This is a genomic window from Yersinia sp. J1 (assembly GCF_050586585.1).
In the GTDB taxonomy this organism is placed as follows: Bacteria; Pseudomonadota; Gammaproteobacteria; order Enterobacterales; family Enterobacteriaceae; genus Yersinia; species Yersinia entomophaga.
This window is the reverse complement of the sequence record NZ_JBOBDP010000007.1, coordinates 61496-83213: the sequence shown is the minus strand read 5'-3', so window position 1 is coordinate 83213 and position 21718 is coordinate 61496. Positions and strand designations below refer to the sequence as shown.

Here is a 21718-nt window from a genome sequence, read left to right as displayed (position 1 = left end):
ATGAAATTTACTCCGCTTAATTTTTTTACTACTGTGCTGGCGCTTATTTTTATCACCTTAAAGCTAACCGGTATTCTAGCCGCTTGGTCGTGGTGGGTGGTAACTGCGCCATTATGGATTTTACCCGCCGAAGCACTTTTAAGTGGCGCGGCGTTATTCATGATTACGGTCATCATTCACATCTTGGCGAAAGTCGTTAAATGAATGAGTCAACCAGGGGGCGAGTTGCCCCCACATCCACCCCACCATTTATATCTGAAAAACCTGCGCCCTTTGTTGGCGCTTATAGTTGGAATGCTCCCCGCGAAGCCATTGGCAAAGAAAAGCCTCTTACCCGTGATGAATACCGTCAGGGGCAAGATGCTTTGCGTAAAATCAGCTCGCTTCCTCATTTTCTCGGCGGGATATTTTCTGGCCGACACGCCTACTTATTAAAAAACTCAGGGCTGCTGACCGCTCATCGTTTTTTGCTCAACGTTTTTATGCCGCGTATCTGGCCGCGCATCACCAAAATTAACGCTAAGTATGAAATGAAGTTAAGCGGTTATACCTATGGACTATTTATCGGTGAGGCGAGCCAATACTCACGCTTACCAGGGCTGTACGATAAAGAACTCAAAAGATTGGCCGGTAATATTTCCTCGATCCTGTCTACGGCTTATGAACATGCCAGTGACCAATATGTCAGTGAACACGATGGCGACAAAAATTTATTATTTAGCGATGAGGCACAGGCTGAAATTTACGGTCTGGTGGCAGGCGCTGCTCGGTCGTCATTCAATATTACGCCTAAATACTGGATGCGTTATTGCAAGGGTGAACTGAATAAGCAACAGGCGCTACGTAGCATCATGCGTTTGGTTAACGAGGAGTGGTGGATACGTAAACTTAAAGCGCTGCGTATGCAATGGCGTGAAGCGTTACTGATTGCAGCCGGTGAGGTTAATTTCCAGCGGTCAGAATATGCCAGCAAAGTCGCCATCCGGGATGTTCAGTCGCGCCGTTTAGCTAATCTGGAGTATCTGAAATCGCAAGAGCTGGAGAACGTCGAGACCGGCGAGCGTTTCGACCTTATTGATAAAGTGTTGGCGAGTGTTTCTAACCCAAAAATCCGCCGCATGGAGTTGATGAGTAATATCGCCGGGATCGAAGGTTTTGCGGCAAGCCAGCATCATTGTGGGCTATTTGTCACCATCACCACGCCTTCCAAATATCACCCAACGCGCAAAATCGGTAAGAAGGCCGATAAGCGCGTTCAGCTTAACCATAAATGGGATGGCGAAGCGTATTCACCCAAAGACGGTCAGCGTTATCTATGTGGCATCTGGGGCAAAATGCGCACCGCGTTTAAAGATCGGGAACTGAAAGTTTATGGGATGCGCGTTGTGGAGCCTCACCACGACGGTACACCACACTGGCATATGTTGCTTTTTTGCCATCCGAAACAGCGTCGGGAAGTGATCGCCGTAATGCGTAAATACGCGCTGAAAGAAGATGGTGACGAGCGCGGTGCCGAAGAAAACCGATTCCAGTGCAAGCATATGTATAAGGGCTGCGCGGCGGGATATATCGCGAAATACATTGCCAAGAATATCGACGGCTATGCGCTGGAGGGTGAGCTGGATTTTGAAACCGGCAAGCCACTATCTGATGCCGCCGCCGCTGTCACTGCGTGGGCGTCTATCTGGCGTATTCCACAATTTCATCCCATTGGCGTTCCAACCATGGGCGCATATCGCGAGTGCCGTAGCCAAAGCCTGCGCGGTATTAGTCTGGCCGAAAGTTTTGACGAGAGAGTTGAGGCGGTACGCGCCGCAGCCGATGCCGGTGATTTTGCCACTTATATCGTTGCGCAAGGCGGTGCCAATGTGCCACGTGATTTACAGACGGTGCGTGTCATGCGCGAGATTACCGAAGAGCTCAATGAATACGACGAAGAAGTGCAGAAGGTCGTTGGTATTTTTGCCCCTCACCTTGGTGCCGATCACATCCATAAAACCCGCGAGACGAAATGGCGCATTGTGAGCAAGGCTGTTGACCTTGATTCTTTGACTTTAAAAAGCGCCCCCGGCGCGCCTCGGAGTCCTGTCAATAACTGTGGGCAGGCTCTGCACAGTAATGACATAGAAACGCCAGTTACACCGTCTGAGTACGCCGCAGCGGTGATAAAACTGATAGAGAGCGGCGATGTTGGCTGGGATGAGCCAGACGTTGCCAAGACGTTAAGGGATGCAATAAAAGCGCAGCCATCCAGCATAAAGCGACAACAACAAAGCTATAACCCAAGCAAAGCGCGCGATCGTGCTCCATCAGAGCGGCTTACCCAGCGTGAAAAGGATAGGGCGTGGCAAATTGGGCGGGAACTGTTACAGCAAGGGATAGTGGCTGAGAGGTGGGAGCTGGAGGTTTTGGTGCGAGGGGGGAAAGTGAGTTTTTGGGGGAGAGAACTTTCGTATCCTGAATTAGGGAGCAATCTCGATTTTTGTGAGTTATAGCTTTGCCCTCTCCAGAAAACATTAGTATCTTTTATGTCACTGAGTTCATGAAAATTAGCAGGAACGAATGACTATTTATCAAGGCGGAATCCCTTTAGATGAGAAAGATTATCAATCTCATGTGTACTCATTATGCCAGTTGGATAATGTAGGTGTTCTATTAGGAGCCGGTTCATCTACAGGCTGTGGCGGATGGACGATGAAAAAAGTTTGGCAGGAGTTTAAAAAGTATCATACTGAACAGGTTAATAAGTTAATTAATACGTATTATCTTGTAGATCCACTTGAGTCAGAAAATGATTTGGTTAATGTTGAGCTACTCATTGATGAGGCATCTAAATTTCTTTCTGTCGCAAAAACTAGAAAGCAAGACGATGTTATATATGATTTTAATTCTATCCTTAAAGAGTTATATAAAGCAGTTACAAAAGCAGCTTTACTTACTGGGGATGACTTCCCAGATAAAAATCAAGGTCGAAATGATAAGTTTAATGACCATAAGGAATTGATTTCGAAATTAATGTCTAACAGACAACCAGGACAATCAGCGCCAGCGTTGTTTACAACAAACTATGATTTAGCTCTTGAATGGGCTGCTGAAGATATTGGTGTTCAATTATTTAATGGATTCTCTGGATTACATACTAGGCAGTTTTATCCTCAGAACTTTGATTTATCATTCAGAAATGTTAATGCGAAGGGGGAGGCAAGATTTGGTCATTATCATTCTTACCTTTACAAGTTGCATGGCTCATTAACATGGCATCAGGATGATAGTTTATCTATTACGGAAGTTAGCGCGTCTCAAGCTTATGATAGCTATTTAAAGAAGGTGATCGAGGGAGAGGAATTACAATTAGGTCAATATTTAATTTATCCAGGAGCTAATAAATATAGTCATACTATAGGTTTTGTTTATGGGGAAATGTTCCGTAGATTTAGTGAGTTTTTATCAAAACCACAGACTGCTATTTTTATCAATGGTTTTGGATTCGGCGATTATCATATAAATAGAATAATCCTAGGTGCATTACTAAATCCTTCTCTACATGTTGTAATTTATTATCCTAACTTAGAATCAGCAGAAGCCAATGTTGGATTAAACATAGCATCTGAGGGTGAGAAAACTATAGTAAGAATTAAGAATATGGCATTAAAGCAGATTACTGTTGTTGGTGGTGGGGAGAGAGCATACTTTAGTAGTTTTGTAAAAGATCTGCCTTATCCGGTGTTATTCCCTAGAATAAATGGAGTTGATGATTTGGTTCAAGCCATTGTTGATTTAACACAAGAGCAAAAAAAATGAGTTTTTTTAATTTCAAAGAACTTTCTGCAATTGGATACGTCGTAGGTTTAGAAGGTGATAAAATAAGAGTTAATCTTCATGAAGGACTGCAAGGTCGTTTAGCATCTCATAGAGATGGTATTAGCTCAGTTACTCAACCCGGCGATCTAATAGGATTCGACTCTGGTAATATATTAGTTATTGCAAGAGTGACTGACATGGCATTTTTAGAGGCAGATAAAGCGCATAAAGCTAATGTTGGAACTCAAAATATAGTTGATATGCCTCTGCGCCAAGTTATCGCATATGCAATTGGCTTTATACAACGAGTAGATGATAAATATGTATTCACTTCTGAAGATTGGAGACTACCAGCACTAGGGTCCTCAGCAGTCCCATTATCTAGTGAGTTCCTTAATGTAATCTATAGTATTGGTGATGAAGACTCAAAAAATGCAGTTGAGCTGGGTTTAGATTCTAGAACGGAAAGTGTGAGAATCAATGTAAATATAGATAAACTATTATCTAGGCATGTAGCAGTGTTAGGAAGTACAGGTTATGGAAAGTCAAATTTCAATGCGTTATTGACAAGAGAAATAGCAAAAGAATATCCAAAATCAAGAATTGTAATATTTGATGTTAATGGTGAGTATGCTCAGGCATTTGTAGGTGTGCCTAATGTTAAACATACCATTTTAGGAGATCTTTCTACAGAAGAACCACCGATAATTCCACCGCAGCTTAAAGATGAAACCTATTCTGAAAATTACTTCAGTTATAAGAAAATACCTTATCAGGCTTTAGGGTTTGCTGGTCTTATAAAAATGCTTCGGCCTAGTGACAAAACTCAATTACCTTCTTTACGAAGTGCGCTTGAGGCAATAAATAGAACACATCATGAAGGGAGACATATTTTTCTTAAAAAAAAGAGCGATGAAGAATTTGATATTTTTAATGACTGTCGTGAAGAGTCTCAGTCAGAGTTAGGTTCTTGGTTAGATCTTTTAAGAAGAAAACAGCTTGTAAAAACGGATAGGTGGCCTCCTTTTAAGGCGCTATCAAATTTAGTTGCGGAGTTTGGTTGTGTTGCCTCAAATAGTAATCGAGTTGGAAGTAAACGTGATGCCTTTAGTTATGGGAATGTCCTGCCGCTCGTTAAGATAATTCAGCAGTTATCAGAAGATAATCGATTTAAAAATATCGTGGATATAAAGGGAGGGCAAAGTTTAATAGCTGATGGCAAACACTGGGATAAAGCAATGGGTGATGAAGTTGATTATTTTTTCGGAAAAGAAAAAGGTATTGAAAATTTATGGAATGTACACATAGTCAATCTAAAAAATCTTTCTCAAGATCATGCGCCAATGATTTTGAGTGCCCTGCTAGAGATGTTTGCGGAGGTATTATTTAAGCGTGGACAGCAAAAGTCATTTCCAACAGTCCTTCTACTGGAAGAGGCCCATCATTACCTTAGAGATCCCTTTTCTGAAATTGATGCTCAGGTAAAAGCCTATGAGCGTTTAGCAAAAGAGGGGCGGAAATTTAAATGTTCATTAATTGTTAGTACCCAAAGACCGTCGGAATTATCTTCAACTGTGTTAGCAATGTGCGCTAATTGGGTGGCTTTACGATTGACTAATGAAAGAGATATTATGGCGTTGAGACATGCTATGGAAAATGGCAACGAACATACTTTGAGACAGATTTCGGGGCTTCCACGTGGAGATGCTATTGCATTCGGCTCCGCGTTTAATTTACCAGTGCGTCTATCGATTCATGAGGCTGTGCCGGGCCCTAGGTCTTCTGATGCAAGTTTTTCTGGGGAGTGGCGAATACCGGATTAAGTGAATGAATTCAGTTGCATTCTTTATTATTCGACTTTTGCATATTGTTTTGGGGTTACTTGAAGAATATCAAATCTTTGTACGACAAATAAGATCCTTATCGGTTCAATAAGTATAGATAGATGATACTCTTGGGTAACAAACCATTTATTCTATATGCTCCCTTTTAAGGCGATGGGTATGGCTAAAGATCTGACTACCTCAGTACACGACCGACAGAACATCCTCAATAACTCTTATGCACTTAAACACGCAGAAACACATCTTGCGTTGGGTGGAATTGAATTCAATGGTGAAAAAGTATTCACTAAAAATCAACTAGTTGAGCTTTTTGGTATTAGTGATGCGACAATTGAGAGATATGTAACCAGCCATAGTGATGAGTTAAAAAACAACGGATATATGCTCCTTAAAGGTAAAAATCTCAAAGATTTCAAAGAGGTTGTTGATGGTACCCTCATTGGTGAGGGTACCAAAACTTCAATACTTGGTGTGTTTAAATTTAGGGCTGTTCTGAATCTTGCGATGCTACTTGTTGAGAGTGAGCAGGCTAAAGCTATACGAACCCGTTTGTTAGATATTGTAATCGATACCTTGGCTGAACGCTCTGGAGGACATACTAAGTATATCAATCAGAGGGATGAAGATTACTTAGTCGCGGCATTCAAAGAAGAGAGCTATCGTAAGAAGTTTACTGATGCTTTGGATGAGTGCGTGGAAGGTAATGGCTGGAAGTATGGAAGGCTCACCAACCAAATTTACCAAAGTATTTTCCACGAAAATGCTACCGAATATAGAAATGTTTTGAAGCTGCATCAAAACGATAAAATTAGAGGCACCATGTATTCAGAGGTGCTTACGCTAATTGCAAGTTTTGAAGCCGGTTTGGCTCATGAGCTAAAAGTAAAATTCAATGAATTAGGACGAAAGCTAACCTATAAAGAAGCTGAAGCCATATTAGGGAAAATGGAAAGACATCCACTTTACGAACCAATGTTGGTAGACGTCAGAACCAAAATGGCTAGCCGGGATCTGTGTTTTAGAGATGCTTTTCATGAAAAACTTGAAGCGTATGTAAAAGCTGTGCCCGCAGGCGATTTCGAGCGTTTTTTGGGTGAAAAAAGTAAATCATTAGAAGAAAGATTGAATGATCCAGAAACGCTAGCGGTTTTCAAAAGACTTAAGGAACGCTAGTTATGGGTGAAATACAATTCAATTATTTTGATATTGATCATGCTATTTCGGTGCACGCTTGGATTATAGATAATTCTGGTGGGCTGCATGGTATACGTGATAAAGGGATATTAGAAAGTGTTTTAGATCATATACAAAACGATATGTACTATCCTGATTTCATTGATAAACTGAGTCATTTATTTTTTTCAATTAATAAGTTTCATGCATTCAGTGATGGAAATAAACGCGCTGGAATAGCTCTATCTACATATTTTCTTGAGATTAATGGGTTTGGTCATTGCGTAAAATTTTTTATTAGAGAAATGGAAAACATTGCAGTATGGGTAGCTGATGGAGCGATAGATAAAGGTCTTTTAAGTCTTATAATTAATGATCTTGTTATATATGAGGAATTGATAGAGGGGACGAAATTAGAAATAGCATTGGCAGTATCTTCTCATCAGTTATGAAGTTGAAATTTTTCAGTAAATTAATTTTGTATGCTTACAAAGCAAAGTAGTGTTATTTACTGCCACAAATAGGATCTTCAATCGAAGACCTTAATACAGTTCATACTCGTATTATTTCCCTAATCGTGATGCTATGGGATTGTACGCATATATGTGAATCGGATAGCATGCAAAATTTATAATTCTTTTGGGCTTGTGGCATCAGTGTTGGCGCTGCTCCAGCGTGGTCAGGCACCTGCATTAAAACCGCCCCATAAAGCGGGCAGGCGTGGCGGGGATAGCATTGCGCGCTGGCGGTGTTATTGGTGTATTCGCAGATCGTCTGAGGGCGTTGTGGTGCTGATATGCGCGTGCGGATGAATGTTGATGTGTCTTTGTGCCTCGGTGGCCTGCTGTCACCTGCGGGGCGCGTATCGCAGGTATAAAAATGCCGCCAAGCGGCGGCGATGGTTTAGCTTGATGGGTTACTTGTTTTTCGGCAGTTCGTAAGGCTTAAAGCGTACTACCTCCTGACCTATCCCGTCGTTAACCTCTTTGATCCGTTCCTGTAGTGGCGTCAGTTCGTTACGCACAAACACCTGCGCGGCTTTGACTACGTCACCGAATCCGCCGGTATTGTTGGGGAGCACGCCCATCATCTGCGGCGGCACGCGGTGCGCACTGAGCAGGTCGTCGCGGGTGGCGTTCTTGATGTTAAAGAAATCGTCTTTCGTCGCCACCTCACTGAGCGGCACAATCTTGATCCCGTCTGGCTTACCATTAGGAGCGTAGAAAAACAGGTTCTTAAAATTCCCCAATCCTTTCGAGCTGCGCATCGCTTCCCGCAGTGCCTCAACATCGGTATTACTTTGCGCTGCGTCAGTGACATACATGATGTAACCAGCGTGTGCGCCATTCTGGTAATACTTGCGGCGGAACAGCGTCGCCGATTCATTGAGCCACGCCGAGTTAAGCGAGCTTATATATTCTGGCAGGCCGTACAGTTCCTGATTGATATCCGGTTCAATCAAATGGAACACTGAACGCGGTGCAAAGCGGTGCGGTTCTTTGAAGGATTGCACGAACCAATAAACCTCCTCCTCAACGCCTCGGCGGGTATATTTCGCTGGTGAGCATTCAAGTCGCAAAATATCCCCTAACTGATTAAACCGTTTTTCTAAGAACGCATTACCAAAGACTAGATAGTCCAATACATAGCGGCTAAACACCTGCTGACTCAATAGCGGATGTGGGATAAAGGTACTGGCAAGAATATTGCGCTTTACGTAAATCGGTGAGCTGTGGTGAACGGCGGCGCGCAGGCTTTTTGCCAGACCGGCAAAGCTGATCGGCGGCTCTATCCATCTGCCGTTACCAATACATTCGGTATAGTCGAGAATGTCGCGGCGATCCAATACCGCTGAGGGCTCGCCGAAGGTAAATGCCTGCATCGCCTGGTTAGGCTTTTGCGTCATGGTTACCGCTTTGGCGCGCTGGCCTTTGCGTTTGCTCATCAGTTAAATTCCAGAATGGATGGGGTAACGTTGCCGTTTCCAGCGGTGAGAGGTTCGTTAATCATGGCGTGCATCGCTGCCCAAGCGATATCGGCGTGGCTGACTTCCTCGCTACGACTGGCCTCATAGGTGGTGCTGCGGCCACTGGCGGTCATGGTTTTGCGGATTGCCATAAACGACAGCGTAATGTCGGTATAGCTGATGTCATATTCCAAGCGACCGGTGGTGATCAGGTCTTTCGCTTTCAGTACCATGTTGGTTTTTACCTCGGCGCTATAGCGAATTTCTCGCGCTGCCGGGAAGAAATTACGCACCAACTGATAAACCCCTTGCCCGATGCCGGTGGCGTCGATCCCGATGTATTCCACGATATATTTTTCAGTCAGTTTTTTGATGGATTCGGCCTGATCGGCGAAGTCCATGCCTTTCCATTGGTGACGCTCCAGAATGCGGAACTTGCCGCCCGGTACCAATGGCGGAGCCATAACTACACAGCCAGCACTGTCGCCGGTGTGCGATGGGTCGTAACCGATCCACACCGGGCGATAGCTGAATGGTCGGTCGGAGAACGGCGCGAAGTCTTCCCATTCCACCAAAGAATCGACCATGCAGGCTTGCAGCTCCTCAAACGGAAATACCGAGGCTTTATCATCCACAAACTCACACAAGAACAGATTGCGGAAGTCGGCGGCGCTGTTTTCACGTTTCAGTTCATCAATATTGAAACGGTCACAGCCCCCGGCGAACGCGTCCTCAATGGTGACAATTTGTCGCCACTGACCATCGCCACACACTGCACCAGCGGCTAGTGCGCGATGGCTGACATCCAGTTCAATACATTCGCTTTTATCCTGACGGCCTTTGTTGAATAGCTCCCCTGACCAGAACGGATACGCGCCGTGGGCGAGACTGGACGGTGTCGAGAAATAAGTGGTGCGTAGGTGTTTTTGTGAGGCCATGCCCGAAGCCACTTTGCGCAGTTTTTGGAAGTTGGGAATCCAGAAGTATTCGTCCACATATAGATCGCCGTTGTGGCTCTGCGCAGTGTTGGAATTGGTGCCGAGGAAAATCAATTTTGCGCCGTTGTTGCCGAGCACAATAGGGTCGCCAGTCAGCTCGACATCAACCTCACGAGCAAAGTTGATGATGTATTCACGGAATACATAGGCTTGGGTTTTACTGGCGGAAAGAAAAATTTGATTACAGCCACTTTCCAGCGCTTTGAGTAACGCCTCGCGGGAAAAGAAATAAGTTGCCCCAATCTGGCGCGATTTAAGAATATCGCGGATACGGTGTTTTAAGCCCATGTCATACCAATGCTTTTGATAGGCATAGGATTGTTTGAAGAAAATCGCTTTGAGTTCGGCGATGGCTTCCTCGCTGAAAGTGTTCTTTCTCGGTGCTTTACGCTCGCCCTTGTTGCGGTTGCGCACATTGGGATTGAGATCGGCCTCGTTGCCGGTTTGGCTGTAGCGGTTAACCCGCGCAAGGCGTTCAATCTGGCGACCTAACAGGTCGATTTCTTTGTAATCACTACCCTCTTTTTTAGCCTTGGAAATCAACTGAATCAGCCGGGATTCAATACTATTTTCTACCCGTGAGATCGGATGAATATCATCCCATTTATCGCGGCGTTTCCAACTGTCCACGGTGGGTCTTTTGATACTGAGAGTTTCCGCGATTTGGCGTGATGAAAAGCCTTGCCAATAAAGCAATGCGGCCTGTCGTCGCGGGTCATGCATTAGAGAAATATCGGTTGAAATAGTCATGGTTGCCTCTCGCAGTCTTGATGAGGGCAAGGCTACGCAAGCCAAGCATAACGCGCCTTAGGCGGCTGTTGTGTCGGCGGTTGTCAGACGGTGATTGATGGCGGTGTGAGGTCAGGGTGAGGAAACTAGCCCCGAACTTAAACACCACTCAGGACACCTGAAAAATGGCAAAGAAAGTATCGAAATGGTTTCGCATTGGCGTTGAGGGCGATACCTGCGACGGTCGGGAAATTGACGGCAAAGACATTCAGCAAATGGCTGATAGTTTTGATCCGCGCGTTTATGGCGCTCGCATTAACCTCGAGCACATCAAGGGCTTATATCCTGATGGCGATTTTAAACGTCTGGGTGATGTGGTGGAGCTAAAAGCCGAGCAGATTGAGGATGATTCTATTCTTAACGGCAAGCTGGCGTTGTTTGCCAAACTGACCCCGACTACGCCACTCACCGATATGGTGGCCGCCAGTCAGAAGATTTACACCTCCATGGAAATTCGCCGCAACTTTGCCAATACCGGCAAATCCTACCTCGTTGGTCTGGCGGTGACCGATGATCCGGCCAGCCTCGGCACTGAAATGCTGGAGTTTAGCGCTAAGGCCAAAGTGAACCCATTCGCCGGTAAGAAAGATCACCCTGACGACGTGTTTTCTGTCGCCACGCTGGCCGCGCTGGAGTTCGAAGACGTCCCCGACACTTTACTTAACAGCCTGACCGATAAGGTCAAAAACATCTTTAGCCGCAAACAGGCCAGCGATGATGCGCGTTTTAACGATGTGCATGAGGCGGTAACCGCCGTGTCTGAACTGCTACAGAGCAACGGTGAAAGTACCGAACAGCGTTTTTCCACCCTCGAGAAAAAAATCCAGTACCTGACCACGCAGGCGCTCTCTGACAAACAAGAGTTTTCAACCCTGAAAGAACAGCTAGGCACGACTGAAAGTTTTAGCCAACAGCGCCGCCCGGCGGCCAATGGTGGCAATGGTGAAGAGACATACCAAACCAATTGTTAATCGCGTGCCTGTTAACCGGTGCGCCGTGGCGCACCAACCAAATCCTATTTGATTGAGAGAGACTATGCGCCCGAATACCCGCTTTAAATTTAACGCCTTCCTGACTCAAGTCGCGATGCTGAACAGCATTGACGTCGGTGATATTGATAAAAAATTCACCGTTGAACCGTCCGTGACGCAAACCCTGATCACTACGGTACAGGAGACCTCTGATTTTCTGACTCGTATCAATATGGTGCCAGTGGATGAGCAGACCGGCGAAAAGATTGGCCTCGGTGTCACTGGTTCGATCGCCAGCACTGCCGACACAGATAATGGCGGCGAGCGTGAAACCGCTGATTTTGCCGCGCTGGAATCGCGTAAATACACCTGCGAACAGGTCAATTTCGATTTCCATATTCGCTACAACACTCTTGACCTGTGGGCGCGTTATCAGGATTTCCAAATCCGTTTACGTGATGCCATCGCTAAGCGGCAGGCGTTGGATTACATCATGACCGGGTTTAATGGTATTGCGCGAGCGCCTAAGTCCGATCGCAGTAAAAACCCGATGTTGCAGGACGTGGCGGTCGGCTGGTTGCAAAAGTTGCGTAATGAAGCACCTAAACGCGTGATGGATAGTTACACCCACGAAGATGGCACGGTCTCGGACGTCATTCGCATCGGTAAAAACGGCGATTATGTCAATCTTGATGCGGTGGTGATGGATGCTACCAACAGCATGATTGAACCGTGGCATCAGGAAGATCCCGACCTTGTGGTTATCTGCGGTCGTCAGTTGCTGGCAGATAAGTATTTCCCGCTAGTGAATCAGGAGCAGGCTAACACCGAAGCTATGGCGGCAGATGTGATTATCAGCCAAAAGCGTATCGGTAACTTACCAGCGGTTCGCGTGCCGTACTTCCCTGCGGATGCCATCATGATCACCCGTCTGGATAACCTGTCTATCTACATCATGGACAGTGCCCACCGTCGTCATATCGAAGAGAACGCCAAGCGCGACCGTGTCGAAAACTATGAGTCGCTAAAAATTGACTTTGTGGTCGAGGATTACGGCTGCGCCTGCCTGATTGAAAATATCGAAGTGGGTACCTTCAAAAAGCCAGAAGAACCTGCGCAAGCCTCGGCACCGGTATCTGACCCAAACGTAGACGAGAAAACGGAGGCATAAGTCATGGCTAGCCCTGCACAGCGTCACATGATGCGGGTGTCAGCGGAGGAGGAAGCGCAGCGCGGGAACACCGCGTTGCGCCATGCCACCGGCTACGAGCTGATGCTGATGAGATTATCCGGCGATATGCGCACCTTAAAGGGCGTGCGTTCCGTTGAGCGCAAGGCGGTGATTAAACGTGGGATGTTACCGGAGTACGCGCCATGGGTGGCCGGTGTATTGGCCGAAGGTCGTGGCGCACAGGATGCGGTATTGATGACGGTGATGGTGTGGAAGCTCGACGCCGGTGACATAGCCGGTGCGCTGGATATTGCTCGTTATGCCTTAAAACATCGTCTTGCCATGCCGACGAAACACAACCGACCTACGGCCTATTTTCTAGCTGAAGATGTGGCTATCGCTGCCGACCGCTTACGTACCGCCGGTGAACCGGTTGAAGTATCGCTTCTACTGGAAACCATGGCACTGACCGACGCCGCAGATATGCCAGACAAAGTCCGCGCCAAACTCCACAAAATCACCGGTCTGGTGCTGCGTGATATCGGCCAGTTAGTGCAGGCATTGGCGCATCTCAAACGAGCGATGCAACTCGATCGGCTGGCTGGGGTGAAGAAAGACATTGAGCGGTTAGAGGGTGCTCTCAAAGCTGCCACTGCGCCGCCAGTGCTGCCAAAACCCGTAGCTAAACCCAAGACAACTAAGCGTGTGCGAACACCGGCTAAACCGGCTACTCGCTTGCGGAAAAAGGCTGCGCCAACCGCCAGCCGTTAACAGAACGCGCCCCGCGCCGGGCGGCACGCAGATAAAACAGGCTTTGCCTTGTTGGCTCTCTGCGTTCACCGCCCACCCATTACAAGGATTTGTCATGACGACAATCATTATCCCTGCGCCAGAAAGCAGTACCAATAAACCGGGGATCGTTATTCCAGTGTCAGAACAGCGCGAACCTGTCATAAAAAATACTTATTTTTGGCCGGATATCGACCCGGTGCGCATTCGTGAGCTGATGCGGCTTGAGTATGTGGTGACGCCTGAACGCCTGCGGGAAGCGATTCGCATGGGGATCGCTGAAACCAACGCCGAGTTATATCTGTTCCGCGAGCGCAATATTGCGGCTGGTTTTTCCTGCTTGGCTGAGGTTCCTGCCGAGAGAATCGACGGCGAAAGCGAGAAGTGTTTTCACTACTTGCGCGCCGTGTCGGCTTTTGCCAGTGCTAGCGTTTACGAGCGCTATCGCGGCTACGATGCCAGCGCCAAAGGTGACAAAAAAGCCGATGCAACTGAGAGCACCGCCGATACCTTGTGGCGTGATGCTCGTTGGGCGGTCAGTCGGTTGCAAGGTCGTCCACGCGCCATCATCGGGCAAATCTGATGATAGTTATCGCCTCGCAAGGGGACACGCTCGACGCACTCTGTTTTCGGCATTATGGCCGTACTGAGAGCGTGGTTGAGGTGGTACTCGTAGCCAATCCAGGGTTAGCCGATTTCGGTGCCGTTTTACCCTACGGTACCGCTATCGAACTTCCTGCTATTAACACCGCGCCCCAACGGGAGACTGTCAATTTATGGGACTGAGTATGGAGCGAATCAGCTCGGCCATCGCCTACCTTGTCGCGGCGGTGCTGGCATGTATTGGCGCGCTAACGCCGCAAGATATTGCCTTGCTTATTGGTGCCGCCGTGGCGGTCGGCACCTTCTTTGTCAATTGGTACTACCGCCGCAAAAGTTACCGTCTTCTAGAGCGCGTAGCCCTCGATAGGAAGGTGTTTGATGAACTCAATCGTTAAGCGTTGCAGTGTCGCCGTAGTGTTAGCGCTGGCGGCATTACTGCCTAATTATCAGCAAATAAAAACCTCTGCGAACGGGCTGGCGTTGATTGCCAATCTGGAAGGGTGTCGCCTGGAACCTTACCAGTGCAGCGCGGGAGTATGGACGTCAGGCATCGGTCACACCGCAGGCGTCAAACCGGCTAATGCCATATCAGAACGGCAGGCTGCCGCCAATCTAGTGGCCGACGTCATTTTGGTAGAGCGGCGCGTCGATCAGTGTATGCCGGTTGCTATGCCGCCGCCGGTGTATGACGCAGTGGTCAGTTTTGCGTTTAACGTCGGTACTGGAGCGGCTTGCCGTTCAACGCTGGCAACCTTTATCAAGCGGCAACAGTGGCGTGAAGCCTGTCAGCAATTACCTCGTTGGTCATACGTTAACGGCGTATGGAATCGCGGTGTGAATAATCGCCGCGCCGCCGAGCTGGCTCACTGCATTAAGGGGATTCAATGAAAACGCTGTTTGTTTTGCTGTTACTGGCCGCGATCGGGCTGTGGTGGATGAGTCGCGAGAATAGCGAGCTATCGCATGGACTTAGCACGGCTAACCAGACCATCGCCACGCAGAAAAAAGATCTCAGTACCGTAAGAAACCAGCTCAACGCGTTAGCTGAAAGCGCCAAGCGTAACGAGCTGGCACAGGTTGCATTGCGTCAGCAGCTTGTCGCTGCCCAGCAACTCGACCAACACCGTAATCAACGAATTACAAGGTTACTCAATGAAAATGAAACTTTGCGCCGTTGGTATCAGTCTCTTTTGCCTGACGATATTGCCCGGTTGCACACGCGCCCTGGATTCGACAATCCAGCCGATTATTTACGTTGGTTGTCCGAAGGTGACAAGTTGTCCGATACCGTCCAGCCAACCCAAAACTAACGGCGATCTGAGTGAAGATAATCGCCAATTGGAGCGCGCACTGGTGAGTTGTGCGCTACAAGTTGAAACCCTCAAACAGTGTCAGGAGTCACCGGATGTTAAAGCCGAAAAGCCTGCGTAGTGCGTTAGAAAAGGCCGCGCCAGTGCTGCGTAATAACCCGGATATGCTACGTATATTTATTGATAACGGTACGATAGCGACCACGTTGGCCGCGTCTTTGTCGTTCGAACATCAGTACACGCTGAACCTGATTGTGACCGATTGGCATAGCGATCTGGATTTACTTATTGTGCCGATAAATGCGTGGCTGAGAGAAAACCAGCCGGACATAATGACCACCGATGAAGGCAAACAGAACGGCTTCACCCATTTTGCTGACCTGAATAATAACGGCAGTATTGATATCAGTTTTAGTCTCAGACTCACTGAACGGGTGATCGTCAAACAGGTTGGTAAAGCATTGCATGTAAATCATCTGGAAGAACCGCCAATTCCACAGTGGGTGGAGCGTCCGACGGAACTTTATATCAACGGTGAATTAGTGAGTCATTGGGATGAGTGAGCTTAAACTTTGTGAGGACAGGCTCGCTGGGCTTATCGCTAATTTGACCCCTCCGCAGCGGCGAAAAATAGCCTTTGAGGTAGCAAAGCGTTTGCGAACCAGTCAGCAGCAACGCATCAAACGCCAGCAGACCCCCGATGGGATGCCGTACTCTGCTAGAAAGCGCCAAACTGCCCGAAGTAAAAATGGCCGTGTGCGCCGAGCCATGTTTATTAAATTGAGTACTAATAAATTTATGGATGCCGCAGGCACGCCAAACGCCGCGTTAATTGCGTTTACTACCGGTGTGCGGCGTATGGTGCGTGTTCATCAATATGGCTTAATGGATAGACCTCATCCAAAAGGTAAGCTGGTGAAATACGACGAGCGTCCATTATTAGGGCTAAGCCCGGCAGATAAGCATATCGTTGAGGAGGTTATGACCGCGTTCCTCACCATTTAATTGATCTCTGTAATGGCGATATTAATCTAATAAAATGAATTTTTATAAATAATATCAACGTGTTAGATGATTGCGTAGTTGTCAGTTTTGTGGTTTTTTTTATAATTTTTCTTCTTTTATCTTTAATATATACTTATTGAGTTGATAGAAGTTAAATAATCCGATTAGGAAATAGAGGGAGACTAATAAATAAAAAACTCCACCCCAATAAAAAATCCGATATTCCAAGTCATTTTTTTCTATTTGCTTAGACAACCATAAATTCTCTTCTTTCTCCGAATCCAATAGATAGGAGCAACTTTTAGCTCTGATGGTGTTATGATATCCACCAGCTTGATACCTTTTACAGCCGCTCTTGGTCATAAAAAAATTTTCATTTTTGTCTGTTATGTGTTCTAAAGATACAAATTCATTATTACTAACGGGATTAATACGGTAATACCCAATCTTATAAGAAGATGTTGTATAAATAGAGTAAAAAGAAAAAGTAGAAAATATAATTATAGCGCATATGAAAAATGCAAAAAATGAACGCGAACGCTTTCTATCCCCTATGTATCCGAAAATGGATGTAAAAAACAATCCAGTCCTTTGTATCTTACCGAGATTCATTTCATTTCTAATCAAATTTGCATCATTAATATTTCTAACGTTAGCACCATCCAATACTTTAAAGAGTTGTAGGTCATATGCAATGCTCTCGGATTTTTTTAATTTACTATTGTAGTAAGATAAATTGAAAACTCGAGTGAAAAGCCTGAAGAAGAAAGAAATCCCTCCGAATCTAATTGTTAAAAACAGTGCGGTTAAAATAATCAATATTAGCTTATATAATTCAACGGATAATTCGAGCATATGTTACATCCCTATTACATTGGTTTTTTATAAGAGTAATTCAGTATGTTGTTTCATCCAACATAAAACGGTCACTAATTGCTGCCTGTTTCTATTGGCGGCATCCTTCCCTCATGAGCACACAATCCCAACTTTCTGAAATTCAGCGCTTACTGCGCAACCTTATCCGCACCGGTGTCGTTTCCGAAGTCGATACCGATGGAGCCTTATGTCGCGTTGAAACCGGTGAGATTAAAACCGGTTGGCTTAACTGGCTGACACGTCGCGCTGGCCGTTCGCGTGACTGGTGGGCTCCATCGGTGGGTGAGCAGGTGTTATTACTGGCGGTTGGCGGTGAGTTAGATACCGCTTTTGTGCTGCCTGGAATTCATTGTGATGATTTCCCGCCGCCATCCAGCTCACCTGATGCCTATCACGTCACTTTTCCTGATGGGGCGGTTATTGAGTATGAGCCGGATACCAGCGCGCTAATTGTTAGCGGAATTAAAACCGCCGAGGTGAGTGCGTCGGTTTCTGTGGTTGTCACCTCGCCGTCAGTCACCGTTACTGCCAGCAAAAAAATCACCCTTGATACGCCCGAGGTGGTTTGCACCAACAAGCTGACCACGGCAACGCTGGAGGTACAAAAAGGTGGCGTAATGAAGGGCAACATTGAGCACAGCGGCGGGACGTTTAAATCTAATAACGTGCAGTTGGATAGCCACGATCACGGCGGCGTTCAGCGCGGTGGCAGTCGAACGGAGGGGACAAAATGACATCTCGATATTCAGGCATGAATCGCAATTCGGGGACGCAGCTCGACGACGTCGGCCATATCAGGCAAAGCGTGCGCGACATTCTAATCACTCCTGTCGGCACTAGAGTCATGCGCCGCGAATATGGTTCGCTCCTGTCCGCGTTGATTGATCAACCGCAAAACGCCGCTCTCAATCTGCAAATTATGGCTGCTTGTTATATGGCGATTTTGAAGTGGGAGCCGCGTGTCAGGCTAACGGCCATTACCTTCGATAACCGATTCAACGGTGAAATGGTTGTCGATATCACCGGCCAGCTGAGCGACACCGGCGGTACTTTTTCCCTTAACGTTCCAGTGAGCTAATCCCATGGCAACCATTGACCTGAGCCAGTTACCCGCCCCCGATGTGGTTGAGTTGCTGGATTACGAAAGTATTTTGTCCGAGCGCAAGGCGACGCTGTTGTCGCTGTGTGATGAAAGTCAGCGCGCAGCGGTGGCGCGTACCTTACAGCTCGAATCTGAGCCGCTGACAAAGTTGCTGGAAGAAAGCGCTTACCGTGAGGTGATGTGGCGTCAGCGGGTGAATGAAGCTGCGCGAGCCAACATGCTGGCTTATTCCACTGGTGCTGACCTCGATCAGCTCGGCGCAAATTACACGGTTTCCCGTTTGGTTATTGTCCCTGCCGATAGTAGTGCGTTACCGCCGGTAGCCGCCGTGATGGAATCTGATAGTGATTTCCGCGTTCGAATTCAACAAGCCTTCGAGGGATTAAGCGTGGCCGGTTCTGCCGGGGCTTATCAATTTCATGGTCGCAGTGCTGACGGTCGGGTCGCTGATGTGTCGGTGATTAGCCCGTCACCGGCCTGTGTGACGGTGTCGGTGTTGTCCCGCGAAAATGACGGAACCGCCAATGAAGAACTGATCCAGATTGTGGCCGCTGCGCTCAATGCTGAGGCGGTGCGTCCGGTAGCCGATCGGGTAACGGTGCAATCTGCCGAGATTATCCCTTACCGAATCGATGCCTCATTATTTCTCTACCCCAGCCCCGAAGCGGAACCGATTAGGCAAGCCGCCGAGGCCAAGCTCAAAGCCTACATTAGCGCCCAACACCGGCTCGGGCGGGATATTCGCCTGTCCGCTATCTATGCCGCGTTACATGTGGAAGGGGTACAGCGTGTCGAGCTAGCGCAGCCGCTGGCCGATATCGTGCTAAGTGAATCACAAGCCTCCAGTTGCACCGCTTATACGCTGAAAGTGGGTGGCTCCGATGAGTGATAACCGTCTATTGCCGGTCGGTTCTTCTCTCCTAGAAATCGCTGCCGCCAAAGCCTGCGCCGCGATTGAACGCACGCCAATACCCTTGCGCCAGCTCTGGAATCCGCAAACCTGCCCATTGAATCTGTTGCCTTATTTGGCGTGGGCGTTTTCTGTCGACCGTTGGGATGAGAGCTGGCCGGAAGCGGCAAAGCGTAACGTCGTGGCGAATGCGCATTTTGTTCACCGCCACAAAGGCACTGTTAGCGCCATTCGTCGCGTGGTCGAGCCGCTGGGCTATCTGATTAAGGTGCTGGAGTGGTGGAAAACCGGCGACATCCCCGGCACTTTTCGCCTGGATGTCGGCGTGCTGGAAACCGGTATTACCGAAGACATGTACCGCGAACTGGAGCGCCTGATTGACGACGCCAAACCGGCCAGCCGTCACCTGATTGGCCTGTCGATAAATCTGGACAGCAGCGGCCAGTTTTACGTTGGTGCGGGTTGTTACAGCGGCGACGAGCTGACCGTTTACCCCTATTTACCCGAAGTTATCACCGTCACCGGCAGCGAATACACCGGCGGCACCATTCATATGATTGATGAGATGAGCGTGAACCATGACCGCTAGATTCTATGCACTTCTGACCCACGTCGGGGCGGCCAAACTGGCGAACGCCACCGCGCTCGGCACCCGATTAGACATCACCCAAATGGCCGTGGGCGACGGAGGCGGTGCTTTACCCGCGCCCAATCCAGCACAAACCCAGCTTATCGGCGAGAAACGCCGGGCAGCGCTGAATGCCTTGAGCATTGACCCGGTCAATACCAGCCAGATTATTGCCGAGCAGGTTATCCCGGAGAATGAGGGCGGTTGGTGGATCCGTGAAATCGGCCTGTACGACAGCGCCGGGGATTTGGTCGCCATTGCCAACTGCGCCGAAACCTACAAACCGCAACTACAGGAAGGCAGTGGCCGCACTCAAACCATTCGGATGATTTTGATTGTCAGCAGCACCGAAGCCGTCACCCTGAAAATCGATCCCTCGGTGGTACTGGCTACACGTAAATATGTCGATGATAAGGTGATTGAAGTTAAGCAGTACGCAGATAACGTACTGGCTGACCATGCAAAATCCCGTAATCACCCGGATGCCAGCCAGACAGAAAAAGGCTTTGTCACCCTGAGCAATGCCACCGACAGCAACAGTGAAACCGAGGCGGCGACGCCGAGAGCGGTTAAGGCTGCGGCTAATGCTTCGGTCACGGCATTATCCGATCACGTTCGCAGCACTAACCCTCATGACCAGTATTTGCAGGTACACGAGCATTCAGCCTTGGCCGTTAATAAAAACGCCGCCCTGAACGATTTGGCCGGAATACCACCGCAACAGTTGCCGGTGGGTATGGGATTACATGCCGGCGGTCATTTCTGGGATAAGTTCGACATTGAAATGATCCCCGTCGCTTCTGGGGTAGCGCCGGAAACCCGTGCGCCGATTGTGCGCGAATTATTGCAGTACATGGGAATGGATCGGCTCCATTTTCACGGTGCATTCAACATTATGAAAGTCACCATCAAAAAGACTATCGACGGATTTGGCCCTTACGCTTTCCATATTCCAAGCCAGCATATTCCGACCGGCTGTTTTATGAGTTTTGTGCTGTATTACAAGATTATCGGTGGCGCTGACTGGTCTTGGTGCCACAACGAGGTTAAAGGCCGTTGGCACCAACATACTCATCACTTATTCAGTGGTAATGCCGCCGGGAACTACAGCCATGTGGATATTGGGGTAGCGGGTAATCCTGCGGTGGGAGATGTACTTTATCTTGCCTTACCGCAGATCATCCCGGGCAGATGGAACCCTGACCATCGTTGTCCGCAACTGTTTAATCTCGGCCTCGGCGAAGCCATCAGAACACAATAAAGGTGTAAAAATGAATACGTTAAGCAATAAAGAAATGATGCCGCACTCTGATCGCAGCGGCGGTTATGTCGTTACCAGCCGGGGGCTGGAGTCTCAGGACGCGGTGCGGGTGCGAATGTTGGTACGTCAGCAGATTGAGACGATAGCGGATACCCGTTCGCGGGAGGGCGTTTTGGCTGATGTGCTGAGCCTGATACTGGTGAATGTCTCACAGCTTGCGGTGTCTATCGCACAGGCCAAAACCCTTGCGGACATTAAAGCGGCGGCGCAGCCCGTCGCGGATACACTGGCAAGCGTTGATAGCGCGGTAAAAAATGGCAGTCTGGTACTGCCGTACATGGTCAAGCCGGAAGGCGTCACCGGCGTACTGGCGGATATGACTACGCTGTCTAATGAGGTTTCGGCGATACTGGTGGCTGCCGACCGATAATGTCCTTTTTATATGCGCCCTTTTACAGGGCGTTGTTGTTTCGTTTCTCTCCGAACGCTCATCAGATGCCCCCCGCGCGCTAAACCGTCAA

General features: G+C 48.0%; 26 protein-coding genes. 23 read left to right on the top strand and 3 right to left on the bottom strand.

Annotation, left to right across the window (positions count from 1 at the left end):
* The 6 genes from ACQ4OC_RS12175 (at position 1) to ACQ4OC_RS12150 (ending at position 7270) form a co-directional block, all read left to right on the top strand.
* Positions 1–204, top strand: coding sequence for a hypothetical protein (locus ACQ4OC_RS12175; protein WP_042526619.1), 204 nt, complete (start codon positions 1–3; stop codon positions 202–204).
* Positions 201–2495: a replication endonuclease gene (locus ACQ4OC_RS12170; RefSeq protein ID WP_430971201.1), complete on the top strand. Its 2295-nt coding sequence runs from the start codon at positions 201–203 to the stop codon at positions 2493–2495. Before ACQ4OC_RS12175 ends, ACQ4OC_RS12170 begins: the two co-directional genes overlap by 4 nt.
* Before the next feature lie 67 nt (positions 2496–2562).
* The gene (locus ACQ4OC_RS12165) at positions 2563–3801 is read left to right on the top strand and encodes an SIR2 family protein (protein WP_430971200.1); all 1239 of its coding nucleotides are present in this window, start codon (positions 2563–2565) and stop codon (positions 3799–3801) included.
* Entirely contained in the window at positions 3798–5624 is a 1827-nt protein-coding gene (locus ACQ4OC_RS12160) for an ATP-binding protein (protein WP_430971199.1), read from the top strand. The genes ACQ4OC_RS12165 and ACQ4OC_RS12160 overlap by 4 nt, the downstream gene beginning before the upstream one ends.
* Before the next feature lie 180 nt (positions 5625–5804).
* Positions 5805–6818, top strand: coding sequence for a DNA-binding protein (locus ACQ4OC_RS12155; protein WP_430971198.1), 1014 nt, complete (start codon positions 5805–5807; stop codon positions 6816–6818).
* 2 nt (positions 6819–6820) lie between these two features.
* Positions 6821–7270, top strand: a complete 450-nt coding sequence (locus ACQ4OC_RS12150) for a type II toxin-antitoxin system death-on-curing family toxin (protein ID WP_430971197.1) — start codon at positions 6821–6823, stop codon at positions 7268–7270.
* Positions 7271–7734: 464 nt separating this feature from the next.
* Here the strand turns inward: ACQ4OC_RS12150 and ACQ4OC_RS12145 are convergent, their stop codons facing one another.
* Positions 7735–8763 (bottom strand): phage portal protein, encoded by a 1029-nt coding sequence (locus tag ACQ4OC_RS12145; protein WP_120806630.1) that lies wholly within the window; start codon positions 8761–8763, stop codon positions 7735–7737.
* Positions 8763–10532, bottom strand: a complete 1770-nt coding sequence (locus ACQ4OC_RS12140) for a terminase ATPase subunit family protein (RefSeq protein WP_120806631.1) — start codon at positions 10530–10532, stop codon at positions 8763–8765. The genes ACQ4OC_RS12145 and ACQ4OC_RS12140 overlap by 1 nt, the downstream gene beginning before the upstream one ends.
* A gap of 164 nt (positions 10533–10696) precedes the next feature.
* On the opposite strand from ACQ4OC_RS12140, the gene ACQ4OC_RS12135 reads away from it, so the two are divergent.
* From ACQ4OC_RS12135 to ACQ4OC_RS12085, 11 genes are all read left to right on the top strand, one after another.
* Positions 10697–11542, top strand: a complete 846-nt coding sequence (locus ACQ4OC_RS12135) for a GPO family capsid scaffolding protein (protein ID WP_049689794.1) — start codon at positions 10697–10699, stop codon at positions 11540–11542.
* 64 nt (positions 11543–11606) lie between these two features.
* Positions 11607–12713: a phage major capsid protein, P2 family gene (locus tag ACQ4OC_RS12130; protein WP_042526606.1), complete on the top strand. Its 1107-nt coding sequence runs from the start codon at positions 11607–11609 to the stop codon at positions 12711–12713.
* 3 nt (positions 12714–12716) lie between these two features.
* Positions 12717–13484, top strand: coding sequence for a terminase endonuclease subunit (locus ACQ4OC_RS12125; protein ID WP_042526604.1), 768 nt, complete (start codon positions 12717–12719; stop codon positions 13482–13484).
* A gap of 94 nt (positions 13485–13578) precedes the next feature.
* Positions 13579–14085 (top strand): head completion/stabilization protein, encoded by a 507-nt coding sequence (locus ACQ4OC_RS12120; RefSeq protein WP_120806632.1) that lies wholly within the window; start codon positions 13579–13581, stop codon positions 14083–14085.
* Positions 14085–14288 carry a tail protein X gene (locus tag ACQ4OC_RS12115; protein WP_120806633.1) on the top strand — a complete coding sequence of 68 codons (204 nt, stop codon included), beginning with the start codon at positions 14085–14087 and terminating at the stop codon, positions 14286–14288. The genes ACQ4OC_RS12120 and ACQ4OC_RS12115 overlap by 1 nt, the downstream gene beginning before the upstream one ends.
* A 2-nt stretch (positions 14289–14290) precedes the next feature.
* A complete protein-coding gene (locus ACQ4OC_RS12110; protein ID WP_042526598.1) occupies positions 14291–14500 on the top strand; it encodes an HP1 family phage holin in 210 nt (69 codons plus the stop codon).
* Entirely contained in the window at positions 14484–14993 is a 510-nt protein-coding gene (locus ACQ4OC_RS12105; RefSeq protein WP_042526596.1) for a lysozyme, read from the top strand. Before ACQ4OC_RS12110 ends, ACQ4OC_RS12105 begins: the two co-directional genes overlap by 17 nt.
* Positions 14990–15415, top strand: a complete 426-nt coding sequence (lysB, locus tag ACQ4OC_RS12100) for an Rz-like lysis system protein LysB (protein ID WP_120806634.1) — start codon at positions 14990–14992, stop codon at positions 15413–15415. Before ACQ4OC_RS12105 ends, lysB begins: the two co-directional genes overlap by 4 nt.
* Positions 15309–15536, top strand: coding sequence for an Rz1-like lysis system protein LysC (lysC, locus tag ACQ4OC_RS12095; protein ID WP_230675763.1), 228 nt, complete (start codon positions 15309–15311; stop codon positions 15534–15536). The genes lysB and lysC overlap by 107 nt, the downstream gene beginning before the upstream one ends.
* The gene (locus ACQ4OC_RS12090) at positions 15511–15978 is read left to right on the top strand and encodes a phage tail protein (protein ID WP_042526592.1); all 468 of its coding nucleotides are present in this window, start codon (positions 15511–15513) and stop codon (positions 15976–15978) included. The genes lysC and ACQ4OC_RS12090 overlap by 26 nt, the downstream gene beginning before the upstream one ends.
* Positions 15971–16420, top strand: a complete 450-nt coding sequence (locus ACQ4OC_RS12085) for a phage virion morphogenesis protein (protein ID WP_267262875.1) — start codon at positions 15971–15973, stop codon at positions 16418–16420. The genes ACQ4OC_RS12090 and ACQ4OC_RS12085 overlap by 8 nt, the downstream gene beginning before the upstream one ends.
* Before the next feature lie 99 nt (positions 16421–16519).
* Here the strand turns inward: ACQ4OC_RS12085 and ACQ4OC_RS12080 are convergent, their stop codons facing one another.
* Entirely contained in the window at positions 16520–17275 is a 756-nt protein-coding gene (locus tag ACQ4OC_RS12080) for a hypothetical protein (RefSeq protein WP_267262874.1), read from the bottom strand.
* 113 nt (positions 17276–17388) lie between these two features.
* Here ACQ4OC_RS12080 and ACQ4OC_RS12075 point away from each other — a divergent pair, with 113 nt between their 5' ends.
* Genes ACQ4OC_RS12075 through ACQ4OC_RS12050 form a run of 6 tightly spaced genes read left to right on the top strand, consistent with a single transcriptional unit; the run spans position 17389 to position 21627 of the window.
* Positions 17389–18030, top strand: a complete 642-nt coding sequence (locus ACQ4OC_RS12075; protein WP_042526586.1) for a phage baseplate assembly protein V — start codon at positions 17389–17391, stop codon at positions 18028–18030.
* Positions 18027–18374 (top strand): GPW/gp25 family protein, encoded by a 348-nt coding sequence (locus tag ACQ4OC_RS12070; protein ID WP_042526585.1) that lies wholly within the window; start codon positions 18027–18029, stop codon positions 18372–18374. The genes ACQ4OC_RS12075 and ACQ4OC_RS12070 overlap by 4 nt, the downstream gene beginning before the upstream one ends.
* Before the next feature lie 4 nt (positions 18375–18378).
* Entirely contained in the window at positions 18379–19287 is a 909-nt protein-coding gene (locus tag ACQ4OC_RS12065; RefSeq protein WP_120806637.1) for a baseplate assembly protein, read from the top strand.
* The gene (locus tag ACQ4OC_RS12060; RefSeq protein WP_430971196.1) at positions 19280–19897 is read left to right on the top strand and encodes a phage tail protein I; all 618 of its coding nucleotides are present in this window, start codon (positions 19280–19282) and stop codon (positions 19895–19897) included. The genes ACQ4OC_RS12065 and ACQ4OC_RS12060 overlap by 8 nt, the downstream gene beginning before the upstream one ends.
* The gene (locus tag ACQ4OC_RS12055) at positions 19887–21197 is read left to right on the top strand and encodes a phage tail protein (protein ID WP_430971195.1); all 1311 of its coding nucleotides are present in this window, start codon (positions 19887–19889) and stop codon (positions 21195–21197) included. Before ACQ4OC_RS12060 ends, ACQ4OC_RS12055 begins: the two co-directional genes overlap by 11 nt.
* 10 nt (positions 21198–21207) lie before the next feature.
* Positions 21208–21627, top strand: coding sequence for a hypothetical protein (locus ACQ4OC_RS12050; protein WP_430971194.1), 420 nt, complete (start codon positions 21208–21210; stop codon positions 21625–21627).
* Positions 21628–21718 lie beyond the last annotated feature (91 nt).

What these genes read in the sequence shown, in the direction of transcription:
- ACQ4OC_RS12175 (WP_042526619.1), top strand. Translation starts at nt 1, where the DNA reads ATGAAATTTACTCCGCTTAATTTTTTTACTACTGTGCTGGCGCTTATT.
- ACQ4OC_RS12170 (WP_430971201.1), top strand. Translation starts at nt 201, where the DNA reads ATGAATGAGTCAACCAGGGGGCGAGTTGCCCCCACATCCACCCCACCA.
- ACQ4OC_RS12165 (WP_430971200.1), top strand. Translation starts at nt 2,563, where the DNA reads ATGACTATTTATCAAGGCGGAATCCCTTTAGATGAGAAAGATTATCAA.
- ACQ4OC_RS12160 (WP_430971199.1), top strand. Translation starts at nt 3,798, where the DNA reads ATGAGTTTTTTTAATTTCAAAGAACTTTCTGCAATTGGATACGTCGTA.
- ACQ4OC_RS12155 (WP_430971198.1), top strand. Translation starts at nt 5,805, where the DNA reads ATGGCTAAAGATCTGACTACCTCAGTACACGACCGACAGAACATCCTC.
- ACQ4OC_RS12150 (WP_430971197.1), top strand. Translation starts at nt 6,821, where the DNA reads ATGGGTGAAATACAATTCAATTATTTTGATATTGATCATGCTATTTCG.
- ACQ4OC_RS12145 (WP_120806630.1), bottom strand. Translation starts at nt 8,763, where the DNA reads ATGAGCAAACGCAAAGGCCAGCGCGCCAAAGCGGTAACCATGACGCAA.
- ACQ4OC_RS12140 (WP_120806631.1), bottom strand. Translation starts at nt 10,532, where the DNA reads ATGACTATTTCAACCGATATTTCTCTAATGCATGACCCGCGACGACAG.
- ACQ4OC_RS12135 (WP_049689794.1), top strand. Translation starts at nt 10,697, where the DNA reads ATGGCAAAGAAAGTATCGAAATGGTTTCGCATTGGCGTTGAGGGCGAT.
- ACQ4OC_RS12130 (WP_042526606.1), top strand. Translation starts at nt 11,607, where the DNA reads ATGCGCCCGAATACCCGCTTTAAATTTAACGCCTTCCTGACTCAAGTC.
- ACQ4OC_RS12125 (WP_042526604.1), top strand. Translation starts at nt 12,717, where the DNA reads ATGGCTAGCCCTGCACAGCGTCACATGATGCGGGTGTCAGCGGAGGAG.
- ACQ4OC_RS12120 (WP_120806632.1), top strand. Translation starts at nt 13,579, where the DNA reads ATGACGACAATCATTATCCCTGCGCCAGAAAGCAGTACCAATAAACCG.
- ACQ4OC_RS12115 (WP_120806633.1), top strand. Translation starts at nt 14,085, where the DNA reads ATGATAGTTATCGCCTCGCAAGGGGACACGCTCGACGCACTCTGTTTT.
- ACQ4OC_RS12110 (WP_042526598.1), top strand. Translation starts at nt 14,291, where the DNA reads ATGGAGCGAATCAGCTCGGCCATCGCCTACCTTGTCGCGGCGGTGCTG.
- ACQ4OC_RS12105 (WP_042526596.1), top strand. Translation starts at nt 14,484, where the DNA reads ATGAACTCAATCGTTAAGCGTTGCAGTGTCGCCGTAGTGTTAGCGCTG.
- lysB (WP_120806634.1), top strand. Translation starts at nt 14,990, where the DNA reads ATGAAAACGCTGTTTGTTTTGCTGTTACTGGCCGCGATCGGGCTGTGG.
- ACQ4OC_RS12090 (WP_042526592.1), top strand. Translation starts at nt 15,511, where the DNA reads ATGTTAAAGCCGAAAAGCCTGCGTAGTGCGTTAGAAAAGGCCGCGCCA.
- ACQ4OC_RS12085 (WP_267262875.1), top strand. Translation starts at nt 15,971, where the DNA reads ATGAGTGAGCTTAAACTTTGTGAGGACAGGCTCGCTGGGCTTATCGCT.
- ACQ4OC_RS12080 (WP_267262874.1), bottom strand. Translation starts at nt 17,275, where the DNA reads ATGCTCGAATTATCCGTTGAATTATATAAGCTAATATTGATTATTTTA.
- ACQ4OC_RS12075 (WP_042526586.1), top strand. Translation starts at nt 17,389, where the DNA reads ATGAGCACACAATCCCAACTTTCTGAAATTCAGCGCTTACTGCGCAAC.
- ACQ4OC_RS12070 (WP_042526585.1), top strand. Translation starts at nt 18,027, where the DNA reads ATGACATCTCGATATTCAGGCATGAATCGCAATTCGGGGACGCAGCTC.
- ACQ4OC_RS12065 (WP_120806637.1), top strand. Translation starts at nt 18,379, where the DNA reads ATGGCAACCATTGACCTGAGCCAGTTACCCGCCCCCGATGTGGTTGAG.
- ACQ4OC_RS12060 (WP_430971196.1), top strand. Translation starts at nt 19,280, where the DNA reads ATGAGTGATAACCGTCTATTGCCGGTCGGTTCTTCTCTCCTAGAAATC.
- ACQ4OC_RS12055 (WP_430971195.1), top strand. Translation starts at nt 19,887, where the DNA reads ATGACCGCTAGATTCTATGCACTTCTGACCCACGTCGGGGCGGCCAAA.
- ACQ4OC_RS12050 (WP_430971194.1), top strand. Translation starts at nt 21,208, where the DNA reads ATGAATACGTTAAGCAATAAAGAAATGATGCCGCACTCTGATCGCAGC.